This window comes from Pseudomonas sp. yb_2, assembly GCF_043103905.1.
In the GTDB taxonomy this organism is placed as follows: Bacteria; Pseudomonadota; Gammaproteobacteria; order Pseudomonadales; family Pseudomonadaceae; genus Aquipseudomonas; species Aquipseudomonas alloputida.
The window spans coordinates 107808-125447 of record NZ_JBICKH010000024.1 but is presented as its reverse complement, the minus strand read 5'-3'; the positions used below and the strand labels follow the sequence as shown (position 1 = coordinate 125447).

Here is a 17640-nt window from a genome sequence, read left to right as displayed (position 1 = left end):
ATACATGGAATGGCTGACCAGCCCGGAAATCTGGGTTGCCTTTTTCACCCTTACCGCGCTTGAGATCGTCCTCGGTATCGACAACATCATCATGATCTCGATTCTGGTCAGCCGCATGCCCAAGCACATGCAGCCACGCACCCGGATCTTCGGCCTGGCCCTGGCCATGGTCACCCGTATCATGCTGCTGCTGTCGATTACCTGGGTCATGCGCCTCACCGCCGACTTGTTCGTGGTCTTTGGCCAAGGCATCTCCGGGCGTGACCTGATCCTGTTCTTCGGTGGCCTGTTCCTGCTGTGGAAGAGCTCGCAAGAGATCTACCACGGCCTGGAAGGCGAGGACGAGAACGTAGAGGAGCCCAAAGGCGCAGGTGGCAAGTTCTTCTACACCATCATCCAGATCGCCATCATCGACATCGTGTTCTCGCTGGACTCGGTGATTACCGCTGTGGGCATGGTTTCCCACGTACCGGTGATGATCGCCGCCATCGTTGTGGCCGTGCTGGTGATGATGCTGTGCGCCGGCGCCATCAGCAATTTCATCGACAAGCACCCGTCGCTGAAGATGCTCGCGCTGTCGTTCCTGATCGTGGTCGGTACTGTACTGATCGCTGAAGCGTTCGAAGTGCATGTGCCGAAGGGCTATGTCTACTTCGCCATGGCCTTCTCGCTGGCGGTGGAAGCCATCAACATCCGCATGCGCACCGCCATGGCCCGCAAGGATGGCAAGGATCATGAACCGGTGAAACTGCGCAAGGACATTCCGGGTCAATAAGGCCAAGAAAGTGCAGCACAACAAGGGCCCTTCGCAGGGCCCTTTTTAATGCCTTTTTTCTGTGCGTTTTTTCCTGCGCGTTGTCACTGTGGTGGCTTGCCCGCGAAGCAGCCCCCACGGGCAGTCATTCGTTTCAAGATCTGTTTCAAATAAATGACTGCCATGCGAAGCTGGCGACAGCTGGGCAAAACAACTAAAGCTTTGAGTGAGCACCGAAAATTCTTCAAATGCTCACGTTTCTTTTCTTGGCCCGATGGGCCTATGCAACAGGGGGCCTTCGCCATGCTGACCCTGCTCAACCTGCTCTCGGCCGTGACGCTTCTGGTCTGGGGTACCCACATTGTGCGCACCGGCATCCTCCGGGTATTCGGCTCGAACCTGCGACGCATCATCAGCCAGAACATGGACAAGCGCCCGCTGGCATTCATCGCCGGTATTCTGGTCACGGCCATGGTTCAAAGCAGCAACGCCACGGCCATGCTGGTCACCTCGTTCGTCGGCCAAGGCCTGATGGCCATGACCCCGGCCTTGGCGATCATGCTGGGTGCCGACGTGGGTACCGCACTGATGGCCCGGGTACTGACCTTCGACCTGTCCTGGCTGTCGCCGCTGCTGATCTTCCTTGGCGTGATCTTCTTCCTTTCGCGCAAGCAGACACGGGCCGGCCAACTGGGCCGAGTGGGCATCGGGCTTGGCCTGATCATCCTGGCACTCGAACTTATCGTGCAGGCAGCTGCGCCGATCACCCAAGCCCAAGGCGTGAAAGTGCTGTTTGCCTCACTGACCGGCGACATCATGCTCGACGCTCTGGTCGGGGCAATGTTCGCCATGATTTCCTATTCCAGCCTGGCCGCCGTTCTGCTCACAGCGACACTGGCCGGCGCCGAACTGATCAGCCTGCCGGTCGCCATCGGGCTGGTGGTCGGCGCCAACATCGGCAGCGGGCTGCTGGCCTTCATCAGTACCAGCATGCAGAACGCCGCCGGGCGTCGGGTGGCCTTGGGCAGCCTGCTGTACAAGCTGATAGGCCTGGTGCTGATCATCCCTGTGCTGCACCCGCTGGTGGCATGGATGGACTCGCTGAGTTTCAGCCCTCAGGAACTGGTCATCGGCTTTCACCTGCTCTACAACACGCTGCGCTGTCTGATCATGCTGCCCACGGTCAAACCGATGGGTCGGCTGTGCAACGCCCTGCTACCTGAACGGGAAATCGGCAATGGTCAGGTGCGCCCGCGCCACCTTGACGCCTCGGCCCTGGAAACGCCCAGCCTGGCCCTGGCCAACGCCGCCCGCGAGACCTTGCGCCTGGGGGACATCGTCGACAGCCTGCTCGAAGCCATGCTTGGAGCCCTGCGTGGCACCCAGACCGCCATGCCACAGCAAGTTCGCGCCTTGGGCGAAGACGCCGAAGCCCTGTACAGCGCAATCAAGCTGTACCTGGCGCAGATGTCACGGGAAGACCTCAGCGAACAGGACAACCGCCGCTGGGCCGAAATCATCGAGCTGTCAATTAACCTCAAACTCGCCTGTGACCTGATCGAACGCATGCTGCGCAAGGTCCAGCAGCAGAAAACCAGCCAGCGACGGGAGTTTTCCCAGGTAGGCCTGGAAGAGCTGACCGGCCTGCAGGAGCAATTGCTGGCCAACCTGCGCCTGGGCCTATCGGTGTTCCTCAGTGCCGACCCGGAAAGCGCCCGCTTGCTGCTGCGGGAAAAACGCCGGTTCCGTGCCCAGGAACGGCGCCTCGCCCACGCCCATGTCAGCCGCCTGCAGCGCAAGGTCGTGCAAAGTATCGAGACCAGTTCGCTACACTTGGAGCTGATCGCCGACATGAAGCGGTTGAACTCTTTGTTCTGTAGCAGTGCCTATGTGGTACTGGGCGGCTCGGACACCGGAGGGCTGATGCTCGACAGTGTGCCCGATGAAGCCCGCCTGCCGTGATTTCTCCTAGCTGAGGACCCTCGCTCGCCCATGCGTTGCCTGATGTTCGTTTGCCTGCTGATCTGCAGCCTGCCCTCGTTCGCCCTCGACCGCTCGCGGGTTGAAGGCTACCTGTTGCCCAATGGTCTGCAGGTCATCCTGAAAGACGGCTACGAACGTGACCATGTGGCGATTCGTCTGGTGGTCGGCGTGGGCCTGGATGATTTCGACTGCGAGCAGAAAGAGCTGCCACACCTGCTTGAGCACCTGCTGTTCAGTGGCATCGACGAAACAGGCGAAGGCGGGCTGGAAGAGCGCCTGCAAGCGCTCGGCGGAGAGTGGAACGCCTATACCAGCAGTGCCGACACAACCTTTGTCATCGAGGCCCCGGCACGCAACCAGCGCAAGGTCCTCGACCTGCTGTTGGCAGTCATCCGCGATACCACCATCGACGCCAAGGCCCTGGCCACCGCCAAGCGCATCATAGAGCGCGAGGACGGCGGCCACTATGGCCATCTGCAGCGCTGGCTCGACCGCCAGGACATCGGCCACCCCGCCAGCGACCAGTTGGCCACCGAGCTGGGGCTGAAATGCCCGGAGCGCTCCAACCTCGACGACATGACCTTGGCGCAAGTTCAGGCGTTGCGTGACCGCTGGTACGCCGCCAACAACATGACCCTGATCATGGTCGGTGGCCTCGACCGCCTGCTTCCGGCCTATCTGGAGCGGTCGTTTGGCGAACTGCCCGCCACTGAACCCGAAGAGCGCCGCAACCTTGAAAGCATCACCCGACAGGCCGAGCAGCGTCGCAACCTGACCCGCGGCTGGCTGGGTGATGGCGTCAAATTGCACTGGCTGTTCATCGAGCCGGTGCTGGACAACGACCACCAAGCCACCCTCGACCTGCTGTCCCGCTACCTGGACTGGGCGCTGTACGACCAGCTGCGCCTGCGCAACGAGCTGTCCTACGGCCCCTCCGTGCAGCGTGAGAGCTTTGGCGACACCGGCCTGCTCAGCCTCAATGCGGACCTTGAGCGCGATGACATCGACAAGGCTGTCAAGGTGATGCAGGCCCTGTTCGACCACCTGCGCAAGGAAGGCCTGGACCCGGACACCTTCGCCCGCATCAAGGAAGCCAGCATCGCCAAGGAAAGCTGGAGCACCCAAGGCAACAGCGCCTTGGCCGACTACTACTGGGGGGCGCTGAACGACTATACCGACGGGCGCTTTGCCAACCCGATGCGCAAGCTGCGCCAGGTCAGCCTGGAACAGGCCAACGAGGCATTGAAGGATCTGCTCAAGGAAGATGGCTATGTGCGCATCGAAAAGCCGTTGCTAGGCTATGACGAGCTTTACGGGCTGATGGCCTTGCTTGTGGGGCTGGGCCTGGCGGCGGGGCTGTTGCGCTGGCGGCGGCATGGACCTGAACGGCCCAGTGGTGCTACACGGCAGCGGTAAATCGGCGGTATCCTTTTGCCAGTACCGACCCTTTCGCGGGCTTGCCCGCGAAGAGGCTGGCACAGCCACCTCACTTTTCTGTCGTAGCCCCCAATGCCCCAAATCCCCCATATCGTCCAGCGCATCATCGAACTCCTCAAGCGCTACCCGGGCATCATTGCGCTCGGCGGTTTCCTCTCCGGTATCGGCAGCTTCATCCTGGTCGACCGCCAGGCTGGCCTGGCCAGCTGGGTCGCCGTGCTCATGCTGGTCAGCTGGGTCTGGCTGATGCTGGAGAACACCCTCACCGGGCTGTTCGCGCGCACTTTCAACCGCGAGATTCCTCAGCCGCTGCTGCGCTACGCAACGCAGATGATCCACCAGGAAACGCTGTTCTTCGTGCTGCCGTTCTTTTTCATCACCACCACCTGGAACAGCGGTCAGCTGGTCTTCACCGGCTTGCTCGGCGCCGCCGGCCTGGTTTCGATCACCGACCCGCTGTACTACAAGTGGCTGGCACCACGGCGCTGGCTGTTCCTGGCGCTGCATACCCTGACGTTGTTCGCCGCTCTGCTGACCGCGCTACCGATCATCCTGCACCTGACCACCGCACAAAGCTTCAAGCTGGCCCTGATCGCGGCCATGGCTCTGTCATTCCCCAGCCTGGCCAGCAGCTTCCCGATCAGCAACTGGCGCCGCGCCGTGGCACTGGTGCTGGTTACCCTGTCGGTCGGTGCCGGCGGCTGGCTGCTGCGCTCCTGGGTACCGCCGGCAACCCTGTGGATGACCGAGGTGGCGGTGAGTACCGAAGTCATGAACCGCCAACCGGGCGACTCGCTGGACGAAATTGCCGCCAGCCGCATCCGCAGCAGTGGCCTGTATGCCTACACCGCCATCAACGCGCCACGCGGCCTGAACGAGCGGATCTACCACGTGTGGCAGAAGGACGGCCAAGAGGTCGACCGCATTGCCCTGGACATCCACGGCGGGCGCAAGGAAGGCTATCGTGCCTGGACCCACAAGCAGAACTTCCCGCCCAACCCGGTAGGCAAGTGGCAGGTGAGGGTGCTGACCGAGGATGGGCAAGTGATCGGCGTGCTGCGGTTCAAGGTGGTCAATGATGCCCCCGCGGGTAGTTGACCCCCTGCCTTGCGCAGCACAAGGCGGCTGCAGGTCACTGTTGCCAAGCGTACACACAGCACATAATCACCAAACAGCCCATGCCCCCTGCGCTATGATCAGCCCCTAAGCCTTAGCGCCGAGTCAATTGCATGGAGCCTATGACCAACCCCAGCGCCACCCTGGACACCAGCAGCCAACCGGCCTGCCTGCGTATTACCGGTGACTGGACCCTGGCACACTACGCCAACCTCAAGCGCGAGAGCGAGCGCCTGCGCTCGCATTGCCCTGCCGACACCGTCGCCGACCTCAGCCAGCTGGGCCGCCTGGACACTGCCGGCGCTTCGCTGCTGGCCGAACTGCTAGGCTCCGAGCGCCTGTCGCACTGCACCCACGCGCTGCCTGAAGCCAGCCAGGCGCTGCTGAAAAACGTCTACTGCTCGGTCCAGGATTACTGCATCCCGGTCAAGGAGCCCGAGCGCAATGTGCTGTTGCTGCTGCTGGAGCGTATCGGCCGCGCCGTCGGCACGCTGTGGCAGGACAGCATGCAGCTGCTTGGTTTCGTCGGTGTGATTCTGGAAACCTTGCTGCGCCGCGCCTTCCAGCCACATCGCTGGCGCTTCACTCCTGTGGTGGCACATATTGAGCAGACCGGGCTGGACGCCGCGCCCATCGTTGCGTTGCTGACCTTTCTGGTAGGCGCCGTAGTCGCTTTTCTCGGTGCCACGGTGCTGGCCGACTTCGGCGCGACCATTTTCACCGTCGACCTGGTTGCGTTCTCGTTCCTGCGCGAGTTCGCCGTGCTGCTGACAGCCATTCTCATGGCCGGCCGCACTGCCAGCGCGTTCACCGCGCAGATCGGCTCGATGAAGGCCAACGAAGAAATTGACGCCATCCGCACGCTGGGCCTCAACCCCATGGAGCTGCTGGTGGTGCCGCGGGTACTGGCCCTGCTGATTTCGCTGCCGTTGCTCACCTTTGTCGCCATGATCTGCGGCATCGTTGGCGGGGCGGTGGTATGCGCCCTGACACTGGATATTTCGCCGGCCATGTTCCTGTCGCTGCTGCAAAGCGACATTGGCGTGCAGCACTTCCTGGTAGGCCTGGCCAAGGCACCGTTCTTTGCCTTCCTGATCGCCGCCATCGGCTGCCTGGAAGGCTTCAAGGTCAGCGGCAGCGCCGAGTCGGTGGGGGCACACACCACCTCGGCAGTGGTGCAGTCGATTTTTGTGGTCATCGTGCTGGATGCGGTGGCAGCGCTGTTCTTCATGGAGATGGGCTGGTGAGTGGCCAGAATTGCGTAATCGAAGCCCGCGGCATCTGCAACCGCTTCGGCCGCCAGGTGGTGCATGAAAACCTTGATCTTGACCTGTACCGCGGCGAAATCCTCGCCGTGGTAGGCGGTTCAGGCAGCGGCAAATCGGTGCTTCTGCGCAGCATCATTGGCCTGCGCCGGCCCAATGAAGGGCAGATCAAGGTGCTCGGCCAGGACCTGACCGACCTGCGCGAAGAACAGCGTTCACTGGTCGAACGGCGCTTTGGCGTGCTGTTCCAGAAGGGGGCGCTGTTCTCTTCGCTGACGGTGACCGAAAACGTGGCCTTGCCGCTGATCGAGCACGCTGGGCTGTCTCGTAGCGATGCCGAGCACCTGGCCGGGGTGAAACTGGCCCTTGCCGGGTTGCCGATCTCGGCTGCCGACAAGTACCCGGCCTCGTTGTCGGGGGGCATGATCAAGCGCGCAGCGCTGGCCCGCGCCTTGGCCCTGGACCCGGACATCCTGTTCCTCGACGAACCCACGGCTGGCCTGGACCCGATCGGTGCCGCGGCATTTGACCAGTTGATCCTTACCCTGCGCGATGCGCTGGGCCTGTCGGTGTTCCTGATCACCCACGACCTCGACACCCTGTACACCATCACCGACCGCATCGCGGTGCTGTCGCAAAAGAAGGTCCTGGTGGCCGGCCCGCTGGCCGAGGTCGAGAAGACCAACGACACCTGGATCCAAGAATACTTTCACGGCCCACGCGGGCGCGCAGCCGAACAGGCTGCCACCCGTGCCGGGCAGGAGCGCTGAGCAATGGAAACCCGAGCCCATCACGTCCTCATAGGCCTGGTCACCGTTCTGGTGGTGACAGGGGCCATGCTGTTCGGCCTGTGGCTGGCCAAGTCCAGTGTCGACGACGCCTTCAAGGATTACGAAGTGGTGTTCAACGAAGCCGTGTCCGGCCTTTCTCCCGGCAGCACGGTCCAGTACAACGGCATCAAGGTGGGCGATGTGTCCACCCTGCGTCTGGACCCGAAAGACCCGCGCCGGGTACTGGCACGCGTGCGCCTGAGCGCCGATACCCCCGTGAAGGAAGACACGCAGGCCAAGCTGACCCTGGCCGGCGTCACCGGCAACTCGTTCATCCAGCTCAGCGGCGGCACCCCGCAAAGCCCCGAGCTTAAAGGCAAGGATGGCAAGCTGCCGGTGATCATCGCTTCGCCATCGCCAATCTCGCGTCTGCTCAACGACAGCAGCGACCTGGTGACCAACATCAACATGCTGCTCCATAACGCTAACCAGATGTTCTCCGAGGACAACATAGGCCACCTCAGCAACACGCTGGCCAACCTCGACAAGACCACCGGCGCCTTTGCCGGCCAGCACGGCAGCATCGCCGAGGCCATCGCACAGCTGGTGCAGGTGGGCAAGCAGGCCAGCGCCACTCTGGCCGAAACCCAGGCATTGATGCGCAATGCCAACGGCCTGCTGGATAGCGAAGGCAAACAGGCGATCGGCAGCGCCGAACAGGCCATGCAGTCACTGGCCCAAAGCACGGCAACCATCAATAACCTGCTCCAGAACAACAGCGAGGCTATCGGTGACGGCGCCCAGAGCCTGAACCAGCTTGCCCCGGCCATTCGTGAACTGCGCGAAACCCTGAACGCACTCAAAGGCATTTCCCGGCAACTGGAGGCCGACCCAAGCGGCTATCTGCTTGGCCGCGACAACAACAAGGAGTTCCAGCCATGAATCCGTCGCTGCGCCTGCTGACCCTGGCGGCCTCGCTTAGCCTGGCCAGTGCCTGCTCGATCCTGCCGCAGAGCGAACCTGTGGATCTTTATCGCCTGCCGGTGAACCAGCCCAGCCGCACAGCGCCGCCGCTGGACTGGTCATTGCGCCTGAACAAGCCGCTGGCCAGTGAAGTGTTGGCCGGGCCAAGGATTGCCGTGGTTCCCCAGGGCAATGTGGTGAGCAGCTACAAGGGCGCGCGCTGGAGCGATGCGGCCCCGGTGCTGCTGCGTAACCGCTTGCTCGACGGGTTCCAGCGTGAGGGCCAGGTACAGCGCCTGAGCGCTGACGACAGTAACCTGCAGGCAGACTACGAACTGGCCGGCGAGCTGCAGGCATTTCAGAGTGAATACCGCACGGATGGGGCAGTGGAGGTGGTGATCCGCTATGACGCTCGCTTGGTCCAGGGCCGCAACCAACGCATCCTGGCCAGCAAGCGCTTCGAAATCCGCCAACCGCTGGACGACAAACAGGTATCAGCAGTGGTCGCCGGCTTCGGCCAGGCCAGCGACCAGCTGGTGGGGCAAGTCGTGAACTGGACCATCACCCAGGCCAATCAGGCACAACTGAAGCTTCAGGCAAAGAACCAGTAGCAGACGAAGATCGCCGCGACTACCCCTGAAAACTCGGCCAGCAGTGCGCAACCGACCGCATGGCGCACGCGCTGGATGCCCACGGCACCAAAGTACACGGCCAGTACGTAGAAGGTGGTTTCGGTGCTGCCCTGAATCGTCGCTGCCACCAAGGCAGGGAAACTGTCCACGCCTTGGGTCTGCATGGTCTCGATCAGCATTGCCCGCGCTGCGCTGCCAGAGAACGGCTTGACCAGCGCGGTGGGCAGGCCCTCGACGAAGCGCGTGTCCAGGCCCATCCAGCTAACCGCATGGCGGATACCGTCCAGGGCCAGCTCCAGGGCACCAGAGGCGCGCAGCACACCCACCGCCACCAGCATCGCCACCAGGTAGGGCAGCAGGCTCTTGGCCACATCGAAGCCTTCCGTGGCGCCTTCGACAAAGGCTTCATACACCTTCACCCGTTTCAGGGCGCCCACCACCAGGAACAGCATGATCACGCCAAACAGCGTGAGGTTGCCCAGGAGCGACGACAGGCTGGCCAGCGCGGCGGCCGACAGGGTGCCAAGAAAAGCCATGAAGCCTCCCAGCAGCAAAGCGCCGGGGATGAAGTAGGCAAGCACCACCGGGTCCCACAGACGCAAACGCTGCATCACTGCCACCGACAGCAGACCAACCAGGGTCGAGACGCTGGTCGCTAGCAGGATCGGCAGAAACACCATGGTCGGGTCTGGCGCGCCTTGCTGGGCCCGGTACATGAAGACGGTTACCGGCAGCAGGGTCAGCGACGAGGCGTTGAGCACCAGGAACAGGATCTGCGCGTTGCTCGCGGTGGTGCTGCCGGGGTTCAGCTCCTGCAGCGCGCGCATGGCCTTCAGGCCAATCGGCGTAGCAGCGTTGTCCAGTCCCAGGCCGTTGGCAGCGAAGTTCATGGTGATCAGGCCCAGGGCTGGGTGGCCGGGCGGCACCTCCGGCATCAGGCGGGCGAACAGCGGGCCTAGCACCTTGGCCAGCCACTCGACGATACCGGCCTTCTCGGCGATCTTCAGAAAGCCCAGCCACAGGGTCAGTGTGCCGAACAGCAGCACCATCACCTCGACCGACAGCTTGGCCATGGCGAAGATGCTTTCGACCATTGCCGCGAAGATGCCTGCGTTGCCACCCACCAGCCATTGGGCCATGGCGGACACCGCCGCCACCAGGAAAAAGCCGAGCCAAAGGCCGTTGAGCATCCGTATGTTCCCCCTGAAAAGTGCCCGAATAATAGCGTATCGCAGCCTGTGACTGGCGATCGCGAGCCTTTGTAGGCGCGGCTCAAGATCTCGCAGATAACAAAAAGCCCCGACAAGTCGGGGCTCTTGGTCAAACAGCCATCAGGCTCAGCGCTTGGCGGTTTCGCCAACCACTACAGCTCCCTGCTTCTCGGCCATCAGCGAGGCGTAGTACTGCTCGCCCTTGACCGCGTCGTACATGCCTTCCCAGCGAGCAATGACCAATGCAGCCAAGGCGTTGCCCACAACGTTCAGTGCAGTACGGGCCATGTCCATGATGCGGTCCACGCCCGCGATGAAGGCCAGGCCTTCCAGCGGAATGCCCACGCTGCCCAAGGTGGCCAGCAGTACCACGAACGATACGCCCGGCACACCCGCGATACCTTTGGAAGTGACCATCAGGGTCAGCACCAGCAGCAGCTGCTGGCTCCACGACAGGTCGATACCGTACAACTGGGCAATGAAGATCGCCGCGATGCTCTGGTACAGGGTCGAACCGTCGAGGTTGAACGAATAGCCGGTCGGTACCACGAACGAGCAGATCGACTTCGGCGCGCCGTACTTCTCCATCTTCTCGATCACCCGCGGCAGCACGGTTTCCGAACTGGAGGTGGAGTAGGCCAGGATCAGCTCATCTTTCATGATGCGCATGATCTTGATCACCGAGAAGCCGAACAGGCGGGCAACCAGGCCCAGTACCATGAAGGCGAAGAAGGCAATGGCGAAGTACACCAGCACCACCAGCTTGGCCAGCGGCAGCAGCGAGCTGAAACCGAAGTTGGCCACGGTCACCGCAATCAGGGCGAACACGCCGATCGGGGCGTAGTTCATGATCATGTGGGTGACCTTGAACATGGTCTCCGAAACAGCCTGGAAGGTACGCACCAGCGGGTCACGCAGCTCTGCCTGCAGGCTCGACAGACCCAGGCCGAACATCACCGAGAAGAAGATGATCGGCAGCATTTCGCCACGCATCAGCGCTGCGAAGATGTTCGACGGAATCAGGTTGAGCAGGGTTTCGATGAACGCGTGCTCATGTTGTACTTCGGCCGCTGTCGCCTGGTACTTGGAGATATCCACAGTGCCCAGGGTGCTCATGTCGATGCCGGCACCCGGATGGAACAGGTTGGCCAGCACCAGGCCTACGACGATGGCGATCGTGGTCACCACTTCGAAGTAGATGATGGTCTTCAGGCCGATGCTGCCCAGTTTCTTCGCGTCGCCAACACCGGCGATGCCCACGATCAGCGACGAAATCACGATCGGGACGACGATCATCTTGATCAGGCGGATGAAGATGTCACCAGCGGGCTGAAGGACGTTGCTGATCCACCATGCCTTTTCTGCACTGAAATGATTCAGTAGCGCGCCGATTGCAACACCCAGGACCAGACCGATGACGATCTGCCAGGCGAGGCTCAGTTTTGCCTTCTTCATGTCTTTACCCTTTGTTTTAGTGGTCATGGCACCTGGCGGAAACACGCGTAACAGAGCCATGGGCAAGGTCACGGGCAATAAAGGCTTCCGTCAGGCGACGTCATGTAAGGACACCGCAGGCGAGCGACAGGGCGCTCTGGCCAGCGAAAAAGGCGGCAACTATTGCGACGGCAAGGGGCGAAAGCTAATGCCTGAAACGCATAGCCCATGCCGTTCATGCATACTGTTTTCGACCTAGCCGGCAGCTTCGCAAGTGCTTGATTTATAACATTCGGAATCCCGAACAAGACCAAACCGCCATATTTCGGCAGATTTGGCGGGACAGATAGGACACGAAAGATGGCCTGTTCGACAATCCGAATGGCGGAAATGCCACTTGTAGCAGCACCAAGAAGGTCGAAAAAAATTTGATGTACGGTCGAGACAAAATGTGTCCCAGGGGAAAAAACGCGCAAGGGAAGCGACGTTTCCTACACGGCTCCTCGGAAGTCAGGTCTGGCAAGGTATCCCTGTGACACCGCCGACCTGAGACTTCCGATTCCGCCTTTCCTGACCCGGCCCATTACTGGAGGCACTCCCTGTACCCCTAGGCCACTCCGGTCCTGTAACAATCAGAGCAGCCCGACCCCTTGGTCATGTGCTACCCCTCCTCGGGGCGGCGCATCATAGAAGGCTGAACTATAGAAAGCTTCAGCTTCTATTACGTGACAGTGAGTGACCTTTCATCCGTACCGGCAACAAATGCTCAGTACCAGTTCGGGTCACGCTTGAGCTGCTCCTGCAGCATTGCCTTCATGCCGTCGTCAGGTTCGCCCAGCCAGCGGTACTGCGCATGACGGGTGGGCGACTTGTCGCTCGGCAAACCTTCGGGCACCTCGACGAGCATCCCGTAGGCATCATCCTTGTCCCAGCTGAACGCCACGATCAGCCGCTTGTAGGTGCAATTGTCCTGTTTTTCGCACAGCGGGCCGACCAGGTACTTGTCGCCGTCCTCAGTAACGGCAGACATCTGCTGCTGAGAACTGCCGGTCAGATTGACCACCCAATCGGGCAGGCGTTCCTCGCCTTCGAGGGTGTCCTGCCAGGTTTCCCGGTACTCCGGGTCCGAGCCGAGCAGTTGGTCGACCCGAACCTGGCCGTCATTGGCCGCCATGGCCGCCGCGCTGCCGCCCAGCAGCAGGGCGGCGACCACGGCTGAACGAAGCTTCCTGCTCATCTTCAACCTCGTCCGCGTCCAAAGAAGAAGGAGGCTACAAACAACACCAGGAAGACAATGAACAGGATCTTGGCGATACCTGTAGCAGCGCCCGCGATACCACCGAAGCCCAATACAGCGGCGACAATGGCGATGATGAGGAAAGTGATAGCCCAACTCAGCATGGTAGTTCTCCTTTCTTTTTGCGGAATCGATCCGGCCGCCTGGTCAGAAAACCCAGCGCTCCTGGGGAACAACTTTTTCCACAGTGGCCGGTGAGACAATGGCCTGGCCAGCGGGCTGCCAGTCAGCGGCCTTGACCAAGGTGTTGGCACGAGTTGCCTGAATTTGCGTCAACAGGGCAGTCTGAGCCGCCACCTGCTCAGCCAGACGCGCCGTCTGCAAGCTGTAATAGAAGAGGCCAGCGGCCAAGGTCAGCAGCATCGCCATGCCGAGTGTCAGCATCTGGCGCAAAGGCAGTGCAGCGCTCTGCGAGCGGTTGACGGATTGGCGGTTCATGCTGGCTCCTCCTGCTGTATTTTTTGTTCAAACCTGAACAGGTAATTGCAGCCTGCATGCCAGCCTTTTGATTTAAATAAAATCCTTATAAATCAACTAGTTAGTGATTATTAAAAAACACTGTGAGGACGTATCCTGCACGATGACGCCTGTGTGGTCGTGCGAATTGCACGATCAGCCTTCCACCTTGGTCGCGACTTTCAGCAGGTCAGCATCCACGCCCCGTACGCCGATGATTTGCCGGGCGATCTCCACGGCGATGGTTTTCTGCTCCGCGCTGACCACCTCGCCCGAGAGCCGCACCATGCCTGCTTCGCTGGCCACCTTCAGGTTCAGGCCATCGAGGTTGCGGCTGAAGCGATAACTGCTCTGGATCTTGTCGATGATCCAGCTGTCGCTTGGCTGCGGCCCGATTGGCGCGCCCGCCGGTGTTTCCCGCGCCTTGGCCATGGCGGCGGTATCGAGGCTGACCAGGTTGTTGACCAGGTACACGCCGTCGGTGGTACGCGCTACCACGCCCGCCAACTCCTTGGCTTCGGCACTGTCGACCTTGCCACGCAACGTCACCACACCCTCGCTGCTCTGTACTTCTATAGGTGCCTTTTCGGTGGTACGGCTCCACAACAGCCGAGCACGGATCACCGCCGCCAGGGTCACGTCCTCCAGGCGCTGGGCGTAGGCACGCAGCTCCTGCGGACGCTCCACCAGTTGGGCATTGAGCTGCAGCAGGTTCTCTACCTGTTCGATGCCCCGGGTAGCACGGGCCACGTCCTCGGCCAGCTGCCGCTCGACCTCGTTCTCCACCTCACCGGAAAGCCGCGCCTGCTTGCCGTCCACTTCAACCTTGATGCGAAATGAATCAAGCATGCGGTTCAGTGACAAGGCGGTTTGCAGGGCGCCTTCCAGGCGCGCGTCCTGCACAGGGTCGGCGAATGCCGGGGTAAAGATTGGCAGCAGGGTGGCGGCCAAAACGGCTGTACGCAGGGAAAAGGGCATGACAGCGCCTCCTTCGTGGGCAAAATCTGAAAATCATCGCAACCAATGTGCCAGCGCGTGCCTCTAAGCAAATCATTGAAGAATCACGGCTTGTAGACATCGTTTGGCCACTGGCTAGCATGCAAAGGACAGAATCCTTCAGAATTGACCATGCAACTTGCCCGATTTTTCCCACACTAAATAAAGATCTTTCCCTAAGGAGCACAGGAAATGGAATCAGCCCAGGACAACCAAGGCCGAATTCTGCTGGTGGATGACGAGTCCGCGATCCTGCGCACGTTCCGCTACTGCCTGGAAGACGAGGGCTACAGCGTGGCCACGGCGAACAGCGCCGCCCAGGCAGAAACCCTACTGCAACGCCAGGTGTTCGACCTATGCTTCCTCGATTTGCGCCTGGGTGAAGACAACGGCCTCGACGTGCTGGCACAGATGCGTATCCAGGCCCCGTGGATGCGGGTGGTGATCGTCACCGCGCACTCGGCGATCGACACTGCAGTAGACGCAATCCAGGCCGGCGCTGCAGACTACTTGGTCAAGCCATGCAGCCCCGACCAGTTGCGCCTGGCCACTGCCAAGCAATTGGAGGTGCGCCAGCTTTCTGCACGCCTGGAAGCGCTGGAAGGTGAAATACGCAAACCCAAGGACGGCCTCGACTCCCATAGCCCGGCCATGATGGCGGTGCTTGAAACCGCCCGCCAAGTCGCCATCACTGACGCCAACATCCTCATCCTTGGCGAATCGGGTACCGGCAAGGGCGAGCTGGCACGGGCCATCCATGGTTGGAGCAAGCGTGCACGCAAAGCCTGCGTGACCATCAACTGCCCGTCGCTTAACGCCGAGCTGATGGAAAGCGAGCTATTCGGTCATACCCGCGGCGCCTTCACCGGCGCCAGCGAAAGCACCCTCGGGCGGGTCAGCCAGGCTGACGGGGGCACGCTATTCCTCGACGAGATCGGCGATTTCCCGCTGACCTTGCAGCCCAAACTGTTGCGTTTCATCCAGGACAAGGAATACGAACGCGTCGGCGACCCGGTTACCCGGCGTGCCGATGTACGTATCCTGGCTGCCACCAACCTCAACCTTGAAGAGATGGTGCGCGAAAGCCGCTTTCGCGAAGACCTGCTGTATCGCTTGAACGTGATTACCCTGCACCTGCCCCCGCTGCGCGAGCGCAGTGAAGACATCCTCATCCTGGCCGACCGCTTCCTCGCCCGTTTCGTCAAGGAATACTCCCGGCCCGCCCGCGGTTTCAGTGACGAGGCGCGAACCGCCCTGCTCAACTACCGCTGGCCTGGCAACATTCGTGAACTGCGCAACGTAGTGGAACGGGCCAGCATCATCTGCCCGCAGGAACGCGTGGAGATCAGCCACCTGGGCATGGGTGAACAACCCGCCGGCAGTGCCCCGCGCGTAGGTGCCGCACTTAGCCTGGATGAGCTGGAGCGTGCCCATATCGGTGCCGTACTGGCCGCCAGCGATACCCTCGACCAAGCCGCCAAGACCTTGGGCATCGATGCTTCTACCCTGTACCGCAAGCGCAAGCAGTACAACCTATGAAATGGCCGCCCATGAAGCTGCGTACGCGGCTTTTCCTCAGCATCTCGACGCTCGTCACCGTGGCGTTGCTGGGGCTGCTGCTGGGTCTGGTCAGCATGCTGCAGATGGCTACAGTGCAACAGCGACTGGTGCGCGATACCACCCATGCCCTGGAAGTGGGGCTGAAGTTGCGCCAGAACCTGGGCGAACAGCTGATGCTGATTCTCGATGAAGACACCGCCCCAGAAAGCCTGCGGCTGCTGCAGGACAACTTCCAGGACCTGCTCAACCAAGGGCTGGAACAAGGCGGTGAGCGCACCGGTTTCAGCAAGGCGAGCAGCAATTACCAGGCCTTCCTCCAGACCTATCGCGACAGCGCCACACCCGCTCGCAGCATGGGTGTCGATCAGCCTCTTGGGGCCGCGTTCAATCAGGTGCGCACCGACCTCATCGATTCCCACAAGCAGGCATTGGACCTGATTACCCGTAGCGAGGAACGCACCCGTGACCGCGCATTGCTGGTCAGTGGTGTACTCGGCCTGATGGGGTTGGTGGTGTTGGTACTGGGCTTTATCACCGCGCACAACATCGCCCGGCGTTTCGGCCAGCCGATCGAAGCCTTGGCCAAGGCGGCCGACCAGTTGGGCAAGGGCAATTTCGATGTGACCTTGCCGGTCACCCAGGCCGCCGAGCTCAACCAGCTGACCCGCCGTTTTGGTCTGATGGCCGATGCCTTGCGCAAGCACCAGGCCACCAACGTCGACGAGCTGCTGGCCGGCCAGCAGCGTTTACAGGCGGTACTCGACAGCATCGACGACGGCCTGCTGATCATCGACCGTCAGGGCCGCCTCGAGCACCTCAACCCGGTGGCGCAGCGCCAGCTGGGCTGGAACGACAGCCGCTTGGGCAGCAGCCTGGTCGAAGCCCTGCAGCGCCCCGAGCTTGAGCAACAACTGCGCCAGGTTCTGCGCGGGGGCAGCCTCGACCGCCCACCGGACGACCTGAACATGGAGGTCGATGAAGAATCACGTCTGCTCACCTACAGCCTGACCCCGGTCAGCCACCCGCAGGGACCAATCCTCGGCGCGGTGATGGTGCTGCACGATGTGACCGAGCAAAGGGCCTTCGAGCGGGTGCGCAGCGAATTCGTGCTGCGCGCCTCCCACGAACTGCGTACCCCGGTGACCGGCATGCACATGGCCTTCGGCCTGCTGCGCGAGCGGGTCAAGTTCCCGCCCGAAGCCCGCGAGAACGACCTGCTGGAAACCATCGGCGAAGAAATGCAGCGTCTTACCCAACTGATCAACGACCTGCTCAACTTCTCCCGTTATCAGAGCGGTTTGCAAAAGCTCGAGCTGGCCCCCTGTGCCATCGACGACCTGCTGGACCACGCGCAATCGCGCTTTGCCGAACAGGCCGCGCACAAGCAGATCGAGTTGATCAAGGAACTGGACCCGCCGCTACCGCGTATCCAGGCCGACGTCGCCCAGTTGGACCGAGTGCTGGACAACCTGCTGCACAACGCCATCCGCCATACCGCCAACGGCGGGCGCATCCGCCTGCATGCCAGACGGCATGCAGAACGGGTGATCATCAGCGTCGAGGACAACGGAGAGGGCATTTCCTATGGGCAACAAGCGCGCATCTTCGAGCCTTTCGTGCAGGTAGGTCGCAAGAAAGGCGGCGCTGGGCTGGGGCTCGCGCTGTGCAAGGAAATTGTGCAGCTGCACGGCGGGCGCATGGGCGTGTTTTCGCGGCCGGGGCAGGGGACCCAGTTCTACATGGCGTTGCCGGTCTGATCGCTTCGA

Annotated in this window: 16 protein-coding genes; 10 read left to right on the top strand and 6 right to left on the bottom strand. The window is 61.6% G+C overall.

From position 1 onward, the window contains the following. The first annotated feature begins 4 nt into the window (after nucleotides 1-4). The 8 genes from ACF8FB_RS05165 to ACF8FB_RS05130 all read left to right on the top strand — a co-directional run bounded on the left by ACF8FB_RS05165 (nucleotide 5) and on the right by ACF8FB_RS05130 (nucleotide 8899). Nucleotides 5-775: a TerC family protein gene (locus tag ACF8FB_RS05165; protein ID WP_049588412.1), complete on the top strand. Its 771-nt coding sequence runs from the start codon at nucleotides 5-7 to the stop codon at nucleotides 773-775. 282 nt (nucleotides 776-1057) lie between these two features. Then, on the top strand, nucleotides 1058-2716 hold the full coding sequence (locus ACF8FB_RS05160; RefSeq protein WP_104962844.1) for a Na/Pi cotransporter family protein: 1659 nt from the start codon (nucleotides 1058-1060) through the stop codon (nucleotides 2714-2716). 30 nt (nucleotides 2717-2746) lie between these two features. Next, nucleotides 2747-4153, top strand: coding sequence for a pitrilysin family protein (locus ACF8FB_RS05155; RefSeq protein ID WP_010951538.1), 1407 nt, complete (start codon nucleotides 2747-2749; stop codon nucleotides 4151-4153). A 93-nt stretch (nucleotides 4154-4246) separates the two neighbouring features. After that, nucleotides 4247-5272 (top strand): DUF5924 family protein, encoded by a 1026-nt coding sequence (locus ACF8FB_RS05150; RefSeq protein WP_010951537.1) that lies wholly within the window; start codon nucleotides 4247-4249, stop codon nucleotides 5270-5272. 131 nt (nucleotides 5273-5403) lie between these two features. Beyond that, nucleotides 5404-6537, top strand: a complete 1134-nt coding sequence (locus ACF8FB_RS05145; protein WP_010951536.1) for an ABC transporter permease — start codon at nucleotides 5404-5406, stop codon at nucleotides 6535-6537. Then, the gene (locus ACF8FB_RS05140) at nucleotides 6534-7325 is read left to right on the top strand and encodes an ABC transporter ATP-binding protein (protein ID WP_392509777.1); all 792 of its coding nucleotides are present in this window, start codon (nucleotides 6534-6536) and stop codon (nucleotides 7323-7325) included. Before ACF8FB_RS05145 ends, ACF8FB_RS05140 begins: the two co-directional genes overlap by 4 nt. A gap of 3 nt (nucleotides 7326-7328) precedes the next feature. Next, entirely contained in the window at nucleotides 7329-8267 is a 939-nt protein-coding gene (locus ACF8FB_RS05135) for an MlaD family protein (protein WP_010951534.1), read from the top strand. After that, nucleotides 8264-8899 (top strand): ABC-type transport auxiliary lipoprotein family protein, encoded by a 636-nt coding sequence (locus ACF8FB_RS05130; RefSeq protein WP_014589268.1) that lies wholly within the window; start codon nucleotides 8264-8266, stop codon nucleotides 8897-8899. Before ACF8FB_RS05135 ends, ACF8FB_RS05130 begins: the two co-directional genes overlap by 4 nt. Here ACF8FB_RS05130 and ACF8FB_RS05125 read toward each other — a convergent pair. The 6 genes from ACF8FB_RS05125 to ACF8FB_RS05100 all read right to left on the bottom strand — a co-directional run bounded on the left by ACF8FB_RS05125 (nucleotide 8881) and on the right by ACF8FB_RS05100 (nucleotide 14296). Continuing rightward, nucleotides 8881-10110 carry a nucleoside recognition domain-containing protein gene (locus ACF8FB_RS05125; RefSeq protein ID WP_010951532.1) on the bottom strand — a complete coding sequence of 410 codons (1230 nt, stop codon included), beginning with the start codon at nucleotides 10108-10110 and terminating at the stop codon, nucleotides 8881-8883. The genes ACF8FB_RS05130 and ACF8FB_RS05125 overlap by 19 nt on opposite strands. 147 nt (nucleotides 10111-10257) lie before the next feature. Next, on the bottom strand, nucleotides 10258-11586 hold the full coding sequence (gene gltP, locus ACF8FB_RS05120) for a glutamate/aspartate:proton symporter GltP (RefSeq protein ID WP_010951531.1): 1329 nt from the start codon (nucleotides 11584-11586) through the stop codon (nucleotides 10258-10260). Between the two features lie 745 nt (nucleotides 11587-12331). Further along, the gene (locus tag ACF8FB_RS05115; protein WP_010951530.1) at nucleotides 12332-12802 is read right to left on the bottom strand and encodes an inhibitor of vertebrate lysozyme family protein; all 471 of its coding nucleotides are present in this window, start codon (nucleotides 12800-12802) and stop codon (nucleotides 12332-12334) included. A 2-nt stretch (nucleotides 12803-12804) separates the two neighbouring features. Continuing rightward, the gene (locus tag ACF8FB_RS05110) at nucleotides 12805-12966 is read right to left on the bottom strand and encodes a DUF1328 domain-containing protein (RefSeq protein WP_003252966.1); all 162 of its coding nucleotides are present in this window, start codon (nucleotides 12964-12966) and stop codon (nucleotides 12805-12807) included. Nucleotides 12967-13009: 43 nt separating this feature from the next. Continuing rightward, nucleotides 13010-13300: a hypothetical protein gene (locus ACF8FB_RS05105; protein ID WP_049588414.1), complete on the bottom strand. Its 291-nt coding sequence runs from the start codon at nucleotides 13298-13300 to the stop codon at nucleotides 13010-13012. Between the two features lie 174 nt (nucleotides 13301-13474). Continuing rightward, nucleotides 13475-14296 carry a BON domain-containing protein gene (locus ACF8FB_RS05100; protein ID WP_010951529.1) on the bottom strand — a complete coding sequence of 274 codons (822 nt, stop codon included), beginning with the start codon at nucleotides 14294-14296 and terminating at the stop codon, nucleotides 13475-13477. 210 nt (nucleotides 14297-14506) lie between these two features. Here ACF8FB_RS05100 and algB point away from each other — a divergent pair, with 210 nt between their 5' ends. Beyond that, a complete protein-coding gene (gene algB / locus ACF8FB_RS05095) occupies nucleotides 14507-15853 on the top strand; it encodes a sigma-54-dependent response regulator transcription factor AlgB (protein ID WP_010951528.1) in 1347 nt (448 codons plus the stop codon). Further along, the gene (locus tag ACF8FB_RS05090; protein WP_010951527.1) at nucleotides 15850-17631 is read left to right on the top strand and encodes a KinB sensor domain-containing domain; all 1782 of its coding nucleotides are present in this window, start codon (nucleotides 15850-15852) and stop codon (nucleotides 17629-17631) included. The genes algB and ACF8FB_RS05090 overlap by 4 nt, the downstream gene beginning before the upstream one ends. The last annotated feature ends 9 nt before the right edge of the window (nucleotides 17632-17640 follow it).

Excerpts from the sequence above, each read along its gene's own strand:
- ACF8FB_RS05165 (WP_049588412.1), top strand. The coding sequence starts at position 5 with ATGGAATGGCTGACCAGCCCGGAAATCTGGGTTGCCTTTTTCACCCTT.
- ACF8FB_RS05160 (WP_104962844.1), top strand. The coding sequence starts at position 1,058 with ATGCTGACCCTGCTCAACCTGCTCTCGGCCGTGACGCTTCTGGTCTGG.
- ACF8FB_RS05155 (WP_010951538.1), top strand. The coding sequence starts at position 2,747 with ATGCGTTGCCTGATGTTCGTTTGCCTGCTGATCTGCAGCCTGCCCTCG.
- ACF8FB_RS05150 (WP_010951537.1), top strand. The coding sequence starts at position 4,247 with ATGCCCCAAATCCCCCATATCGTCCAGCGCATCATCGAACTCCTCAAG.
- ACF8FB_RS05145 (WP_010951536.1), top strand. The coding sequence starts at position 5,404 with ATGGAGCCTATGACCAACCCCAGCGCCACCCTGGACACCAGCAGCCAA.
- ACF8FB_RS05135 (WP_010951534.1), top strand. The coding sequence starts at position 7,329 with ATGGAAACCCGAGCCCATCACGTCCTCATAGGCCTGGTCACCGTTCTG.
- ACF8FB_RS05130 (WP_014589268.1), top strand. The coding sequence starts at position 8,264 with ATGAATCCGTCGCTGCGCCTGCTGACCCTGGCGGCCTCGCTTAGCCTG.
- ACF8FB_RS05125 (WP_010951532.1), bottom strand. The coding sequence starts at position 10,110 with ATGCTCAACGGCCTTTGGCTCGGCTTTTTCCTGGTGGCGGCGGTGTCC.
- gltP (WP_010951531.1), bottom strand. The coding sequence starts at position 11,586 with ATGAAGAAGGCAAAACTGAGCCTCGCCTGGCAGATCGTCATCGGTCTG.
- ACF8FB_RS05115 (WP_010951530.1), bottom strand. The coding sequence starts at position 12,802 with ATGAGCAGGAAGCTTCGTTCAGCCGTGGTCGCCGCCCTGCTGCTGGGC.
- ACF8FB_RS05110 (WP_003252966.1), bottom strand. The coding sequence starts at position 12,966 with ATGCTGAGTTGGGCTATCACTTTCCTCATCATCGCCATTGTCGCCGCT.
- ACF8FB_RS05105 (WP_049588414.1), bottom strand. The coding sequence starts at position 13,300 with ATGAACCGCCAATCCGTCAACCGCTCGCAGAGCGCTGCACTGCCTTTG.
- ACF8FB_RS05100 (WP_010951529.1), bottom strand. The coding sequence starts at position 14,296 with ATGCCCTTTTCCCTGCGTACAGCCGTTTTGGCCGCCACCCTGCTGCCA.
- algB (WP_010951528.1), top strand. The coding sequence starts at position 14,507 with ATGGAATCAGCCCAGGACAACCAAGGCCGAATTCTGCTGGTGGATGAC.
- ACF8FB_RS05090 (WP_010951527.1), top strand. The coding sequence starts at position 15,850 with ATGAAATGGCCGCCCATGAAGCTGCGTACGCGGCTTTTCCTCAGCATC.